2 protein-coding genes are annotated in these 948 nt (G+C 52.5%); both read right to left on the bottom strand.

The features are described 5' to 3' along the window. Positions 1-199, bottom strand: a 199-nt coding sequence (locus ACXJ5O_RS28340) for a BtpA/SgcQ family protein (protein WP_457302818.1), incomplete at its 3' end; no start/stop codon positions are given. A 21-nt stretch (positions 200-220) separates the two neighbouring features. Further along, a partial coding sequence (locus ACXJ5O_RS28335; protein WP_457302817.1) for a carbohydrate kinase family protein occupies positions 221-948 on the bottom strand: 728 nt, incomplete at its 5' end.

Genomic DNA, 948 nt, shown 5'->3' with positions numbered 1-948 from the left:
TTTCTATAATGATGCCGTCCATACCACCCGCGACGAAGGCATCTGCATCGCTCAAGGCCCGACTGATAATTGCTTCCATCGTTTCATTTGCATATCGCGGGGTTCCAGGAAGAGGCAAAAGATGGATGTCCCCGATCAATGGCTTTCTGATCTTGAAAATTTTGTCGAGGTGGGATGATCGTTGTTCCGAGATAAGCATCTTGCTTCCAATTCATTGAGTTCATGATCGACTGCCGCCGGAAGACAGCGGGCGTATTGCTGCCTCCACTATTTGCAGCCTTGTCAGTTTCTCGTCGGCTGTTGGCTGCTTGGTTGCCAGCGCACCAAATGCTTCCACGATGTAGGATGAGGAGACAGTCGCCATTGCCGCGCAGCCGACGGGAGACTTGCCCGCAGCCAATCCTGCGACAAATCCACCGCAATAACCGTCTCCAGCCCCGGTAGTGTCCCGGACCTTGACCGGAAGTGCGGGCACGTGGGTGAGAGTTCCCGTCGGGGCTTCACACACAAGCGACCCTCGCGCTCCAAGCTTGGCAACCATATGACATTTGTAACGAATAGCATTTTCCTGAAGCCAGGATTCAAGGCTGGATGGCTGCCATATGCGCTCAATCTCCGCTTGGCTTGGCAAGAAGGCCGTAAGATAGGAGAGGAAATCCAGTTCAAGGTACATCGCAGATTCGATAAAATTGTCGGAGAGAATGTCCATCGTCAAAATTGGTTTGGTTTTTAGTGAGCCAAGTTTTTTCGCATTGGAAATGGAACTCGCGGGCCCCTGCGGAGCAATATGGAACGCGCGCGCTCGGGCGTAAGATTCCGGTAGCGGCCCGCGTTGTTCATCAAGATCGAGTGCATTGGATGAGGAAAGTTTTGGTACCTGCTGTTTGTGAATGTCACTCTCATGCAGCAACCACAATTCCAGGCCATTGCCTTGGCATTGACCGATGC

The organism is Phyllobacterium sp. P5_D12 (genome assembly GCF_054049495.1).
The sequence above is the reverse complement of the archived record's forward strand: the minus strand, read 5'-3'. Positions and strand labels throughout refer to the sequence as shown.